The organism is Streptomyces himastatinicus ATCC 53653 (assembly GCF_000158915.1).
In the GTDB taxonomy this organism is placed as follows: Bacteria; Actinomycetota; Actinomycetes; order Streptomycetales; family Streptomycetaceae; genus Streptomyces; species Streptomyces himastatinicus.
In genome coordinates this window covers 9,847,790-9,852,923 of the sequence record NZ_GG657754.1, presented here as the reverse complement: position 1 = coordinate 9,852,923, position 5,134 = coordinate 9,847,790, and the positions used below count along the sequence as shown (strand labels likewise).

Here is a 5,134-nt window from a genome sequence, read left to right as displayed (position 1 = left end):
GCGCCGGGGTCGCCGAGCAGGCGGGCCAGGCTCGCCATCGCGGAGGTGTGCGCGCCGGAGTCCTCGGCGGCGAGGGCCACGACCAGGGTGACCGGATCGTTGGTCTCGTGGCCGAACGCGACGGGTTCGGCCAGCCGCACCCAGGACATGCCGGTCGCGCGGACGGCGGGAGAGGGCCGGGCGTGGGCGAACGCCACACCGGGGGCGACGACGATGTACGGCCCGTTCTCCTCGACGCCCGCGATCATCTCCGCGGTGTACTCGGCGGTGGTGAAGCCCCCGTCCACCATGAGTCCGCCAGCGACCGCGATCGCCTCACGCCAGTCCGCCGCCCTCGCGTCGAGCCGCACGCACCCGACCGGTAGCAGATCTATCAGTTCGTCCATGGCGCGAAATCTTCGCATCCTCGCCCTGCGCCGCAGGCTGCGAGGGGTCCTCGGGGTGGGTGCGCCCTCCGAGACGGGAGCCCGCCCAGCCCAGCAGGAAGCCCACCGGGATGGTGATCAGGCCCGGGTTGCGCAGTGGGAACCAGTGGAAGTCGCGGTCGGGGAAGACCGCGAGGGCGCCGCCCGAGACGGCCGGGGAGAAGACGATCGTGAGGAGGGTGAGGCCGAGGCCGCCGTACATCGCCCAGCGCATTCCGGTCACCGTGAAGCCGCGCCACATCGTCCCGTACAGCAGGACCGGCAGCAGCGCGGAGGCGGCGGCCGTGAAGGTGAAGGTGATCAGGATCTGGCGGTTCCAGTGGCTGGGTCACCATGGCGAGGCTGACGGCACCACGCCGACTGCATCACGATCGTCCGCGCGGGCCGCGGACGAGTTCACGGGCCGGGCTGAGCCGTTCCGGGAGTACGACCTTGGCCAGCACATCGTGGGCGAGGGAGGCCGCGGCGGCGAGGGTGAGCCCCGCGACGGCCGCGAGCGTGGTGACGACGACCGCGCAGGCCACGAGAGTGAACAGCAGGCTGCGGTGGGCCGCCTCGGCCCCCGGGTCGAGCGCGCGGGTGAGCAGCAGCAGGGAGTTGGTGCCGGTGGGGTCGGCGGCGCGCAGCGCCGGGAGGCCGACGATGGCCGTGGCACCCGCGCCGACGATCACGATCAGCCCGCCCAGCACGGCGACCGCGCCGACGGCCCAGGTCGTGGCGGCGCGGGCGGCCCGCGCACCGCGGATCGGGTGGAGCCGCATGGTGATGTGCGGCAGACAGGCCGCGCCCACGGCCAGGGTGAGCTGGACGCTGATGACCTCCAGCTTGCCGGTGAACGAATCGCCGAACTGGCGGCCGGACTCCCAGAAGGCGTCCCCGTAACCGCTCTTGTCGGCCGCCGCGCCGAACAGGCTGGCCGGGTTCCAGTCGAAGCGCTTGATGACCAGCACGGCGAGCAGGATGAACGCGCCGAGGAGGATGACGGTCTTGAGGATCTGGATGAAGCCGGTGCCCTTCATCCCACCGAGGGCGGCGTAGCAGACCATGAGGGAGCCGATGAAGATGGTGCAGCCGGTGACCGACGCGCTGCCGGGGATGCCGATCAGCAGGGACATCATGTCGCCCGCGCCGTTGAGCTGGACGGTGAGCAGCGGCATGGTGACCATCAGCACCAGGACGGCGGTGCCGATCCGGGCCGGGCGCTCGCTCAGCCGCTCGGCCAGTACGTCGCCCAGGGTGTAGCGGCCGCGTCCGCACAGGGGTCCGGCCATCACCAGCAGGAACACCAGGATCGAGACCACGGTGGACATGGTGATGAGGACACCGTCGAATCCGGCGATGGCGATGGTGCCGGTGGTGCTGAGGACGGTGGCGGCCGAGATGTAGTCGCCCGCGATGGCCAGGCCGTTCTGCATCGGGCCGAGCGCACCGGTGCCGATGTAGAACTCGGAGGGGTCGTCGCTGTCGGTGGCCGCGAGGATGCAGAGCAGGAAGGATACGGCGATGAAGCAGGCGAACAGCACGAACGCCAGGGTTCTCGGCTCGAAATCGCTCATCGTTCTCTCTCCGGGGTGTCCCCGGCGGGGGCGCGCCGGTCGGCTCTGACGAGGACGGTGACCAGGACCGCCGCGTCGGCGCCGACCAGCAGGGCGCCCACCGTGAATCCGCCGCCCGTCCCGAGGTCGATCCCTCCGCCTGCGGTGCAGTTGACCACCACGGCGGCCAGGTGGCAGGCCAGCGCGGCGCAGGCGGCCCGCGCCGTCCACGGCCACGGCCGCCGCCACGGGGAGCGCCGGGCGCGGCGCTCCCCGCGGTGGTCCGGAGGGACGTCGGGGCTCGGGCCGGGGCGCGGGCCCATCGCCTCCGGTGGCCGCGGTGGCATGACCTCGGCGGTGCGCACCGGGCGCGGATGTGTGGTCTGCCCCCATGCGTGTTCGGACATGTCGTGCTCCTCGTGGCGGATCCGTCCAGACGGGTGGGACGGGACCGCCACGACAGCAGCTCACCGGGACCGCCGTACAGCCCGTCGGGGGACCGCGTGGCAGAGGCACATGATCCACTGGCGGCGGTTGTGCACGCCCACACTGTTCCTGGCCGTGAGGATCCGTCACCGGCTTCCGGCGCCGCAAAGGTCCATACCGCACCCGTCACGCCGGACCTTTCACGCCGGATCCTTCGCACCGGATCCCTCGCGCCGGATCCGTCGCGGCCCCGGTCAGGGTGACAGCAGCCCGTGCGCCGCGAGAGCGAGCGACAACTCGACGACGTCGCGCGGGCGGTGCAGCGTACGCCCGGTCAGCTGCTCGTAGCGGCGCAGCCGGTTGAGCACCGTGTTGCGGTGGCAGAACAGCGCCCGCCCCGCCTCGCGCGCCGATCCGTCGGCGTCCAGCCAGGCCGTCAGGGTCGTCAGCAGGACGTCCCGGTCGGCGGGTTCGAGCGCCAGGACGGGGCCGAGCATGCGGTCGGCGAGCGCGCTGGCCAGGTCCGGGGAGGACACCACCAGGGCCTCCGGGTAGTGCTCCTCCAGCAGCGCCGCCTCGCCGGCGGCGGGGCATGCGCGCAGCGCCGTATCGGCGAGCAGGCGGGCCGCGTTCACCGAGGCCAGGCCGGTGACGGCGGGTGCTGACCCCGGCCCGGGCGCCGGGCGGGACGGTGAGGGCCCGGGCCACCTCCCGGGGGTGGACGTCGCCGAGGAGGACGATCGCGTGGGCGGTGGACTCCCCCGTGTGCCACACCGTACGGCCGCCGCCGTGGATCTCCGGCGGGCGCAGTGCCCCGGGGCCGGAGCCCGCGTGGTCCAGCGCGACGACCGCGTAACGGCCCTGTTCGGGCAGGCCCAGTACCTCCTCCGCCTCGGGGAAGTCGCTCACCCGGGCGGTGCCGTCGAGCAGCGCCTCGATGATGATCCGGAACCGGTTCTCGCGGTGCCAGGCGAGCTGCCGTCCGACCTCGTGGTACGCCTCGGAGACGAGCGTGCAGTGCTCGTCGACGAAGTGCCAGATGTCGGACGCCACATGCACCAGCCCCCGGGCGCCGGACGGGTCCTCGCGCGAGGCCGTCTCGACCAGTTCGTCCCAGACGACGGTGCATCCGATGCGGAAACCGTGCAGCAGCGCGTCCAGCGGGAGGCCCTGGGCCGCGCGGTCGGCGCCGATCCGCCAGGAGACGGAGCGGGCGGGCTCCCGTGTCTCCTTGGGGTACAGCAGGGAGCGGACGTTGTTGGACAGCGAGTCGTTGACATCCCGCCACAGCTCCTGCGGATCGATGGAGGCCGAGTTGTAGACGGGTTCTCGCTCCCGCATCAGGGCGACCACCTCATCGGTCAGCCGCGGCAGTTCGTCGATGAGGACGCGGGCGGTCCGGTGCAGCAGCGCGATGGCCTCGGGGTCGGCCCGCGAGCGTATGGGCGGGCGGGCGGCGGGCATCCGGGGCAGCCCCCGGGCCCTGTCGGCAGACAGTCGGCTGGCGGAGCGCGCGGCGGCGGGGCCGACGGCGCGGGAGCCGGTGACTGGGTGCATGACGTTCCTCCACCTCTGACGTGCGATGTGCCGCTCAACGCGGCATCATGAGGCCCGGTCCGCTCGGGGGCCAGACCTCTCCCGCTATTGCATCATCGGCATACCGCCTGGTCGGTGTCTTCGGACAATTCCCTTCGTCTCCCCACAGCTCCCTCCAGCGTCGTACACCTCCGCCGCTCTTCGCCGAGGAGTCCGGTTCGCCGGAGCCGGTCCACGGGACGCGGGGAGCGCAGCGATACGGTGGGGCCGCCCCCACGACGCGAGAGAAAGGTGCGGCAATGGCTTCCGCGCACGGCATCTCCCTGGACGTCCCCACCCCCGACGGGGTTGCCGACGCCTACCTGGCCCACCCCGACGACGGGAATCCGCATCCGGGCGTCCTGCTGTACCCGGACGCCTTCGGGCCGCGCGCCTCGGTCGAGGACGCGGCGAAGCGCCTCGCCGGACACGGCTACAGCGTGCTGGTGCCCAACGTCCTCTACCGCGCGGGGCGGGCGCCCGTGGTGGATCTGCCGGAGTTCATCGACCCCTCGCAGCGCTCGGACATCTTCGAGCAGCTCGGCCCGCTGATGAAGGCGCACACGCCCGAGCTGGCCGTACGGGACGCCGGTGCGTACCTCGCCTGGCTGGCCGCCTCTCCCCAGGTCACGGACGGCCCCGTGGGCAGCGTCGGCTACTGCATGGGCGGCGTGCTGGCGGTGCGCACCGCGGCGGCCCACCCCGAGCGGGTCGCGGCGGCGGCCAGCTTCCACGGCGGCCACCTCGTCACGGACGCCCCGGACAGCCCGCACCGGCTCGTCGACCGGGTGTCGGGCGAGCTGTACTTCGGCCACGCCGACCAGGACCCGTCGATCCCGGCGGATCAGATCGCCGTGCTGGAGCAGGCGCTGGACGCGGCCGGGGTGCGCTACCGCAGCGAGGTGTACGAGGGCGCCCACCACGGGTTCACCCAGGTCGACACGGCCATGTACGACGCCGCGGCGGAGGACCGGCACTGGCGGGAGCTGCTGGCGCTCTTCGAGCGCACGCTGGGGAAGTGACACGCCCACCACCGGCCGCTTGAAGACCGGTTGAACACACCGCTCCTCCCCCTCGTACTCCCCGGCATGACCGTGCATCGCATCGCCGCCTCGGCCGCCTTCGCCGGAACCGTCTCGTTGCTGCTCACCGCGGTGGGCGCCGGACCCGCCC

The 5,134-nt window shown here is 72.8% G+C and carries 5 protein-coding genes and 1 pseudogene; 1 reads left to right on the top strand and 5 read right to left on the bottom strand.

Features of this window, described 5'->3' with window-relative positions:
- From SSOG_RS54430 to SSOG_RS58735, 5 genes and pseudogenes are all read right to left on the bottom strand, one after another.
- Nucleotides 1-386 (bottom strand): PTS sugar transporter subunit IIA (locus tag SSOG_RS54430; RefSeq protein ID WP_167542546.1); only part of this gene is annotated, 386 nt, incomplete at its 3' end.
- The gene (locus SSOG_RS52835; protein WP_154686045.1) at nucleotides 316-639 is read right to left on the bottom strand and encodes a hypothetical protein; all 324 of its coding nucleotides are present in this window, start codon (nucleotides 637-639) and stop codon (nucleotides 316-318) included. The genes SSOG_RS54430 and SSOG_RS52835, both read right to left, overlap by 71 nt.
- A gap of 151 nt (nucleotides 640-790) precedes the next feature.
- Entirely contained in the window at nucleotides 791-1,981 is a 1,191-nt protein-coding gene (locus SSOG_RS41650; protein WP_009720343.1) for a sodium:solute symporter family transporter, read from the bottom strand.
- Entirely contained in the window at nucleotides 1,978-2,367 is a 390-nt protein-coding gene (locus SSOG_RS54425) for a hypothetical protein (RefSeq protein ID WP_039940006.1), read from the bottom strand. The genes SSOG_RS41650 and SSOG_RS54425 overlap by 4 nt, the downstream gene beginning before the upstream one ends.
- 273 nt (nucleotides 2,368-2,640) lie before the next feature.
- Nucleotides 2,641-3,850: pseudogene (locus SSOG_RS58735) on the bottom strand (PucR family transcriptional regulator).
- A gap of 371 nt (nucleotides 3,851-4,221) precedes the next feature.
- Between SSOG_RS58735 and SSOG_RS41635 the strand changes: the two are divergent.
- Complete coding sequence (locus tag SSOG_RS41635) at nucleotides 4,222-4,983, top strand: dienelactone hydrolase family protein (RefSeq protein WP_009720340.1); 762 nt, start codon at nucleotides 4,222-4,224, stop codon at nucleotides 4,981-4,983.
- Nucleotides 4,984-5,134 lie beyond the last annotated feature (151 nt).

Coding starts and splice junctions, on each gene's coding strand:
- SSOG_RS54425 (WP_039940006.1), bottom strand. CDS start 2,367: ATGTCCGAACACGCATGGGGGCAGACCACACATCCGCGCCCGGTGCGC.
- SSOG_RS52835 (WP_154686045.1), bottom strand. CDS start 639: ATGCGCTGGGCGATGTACGGCGGCCTCGGCCTCACCCTCCTCACGATC.
- SSOG_RS41650 (WP_009720343.1), bottom strand. CDS start 1,981: ATGAGCGATTTCGAGCCGAGAACCCTGGCGTTCGTGCTGTTCGCCTGC.
- SSOG_RS41635 (WP_009720340.1), top strand. CDS start 4,222: ATGGCTTCCGCGCACGGCATCTCCCTGGACGTCCCCACCCCCGACGGG.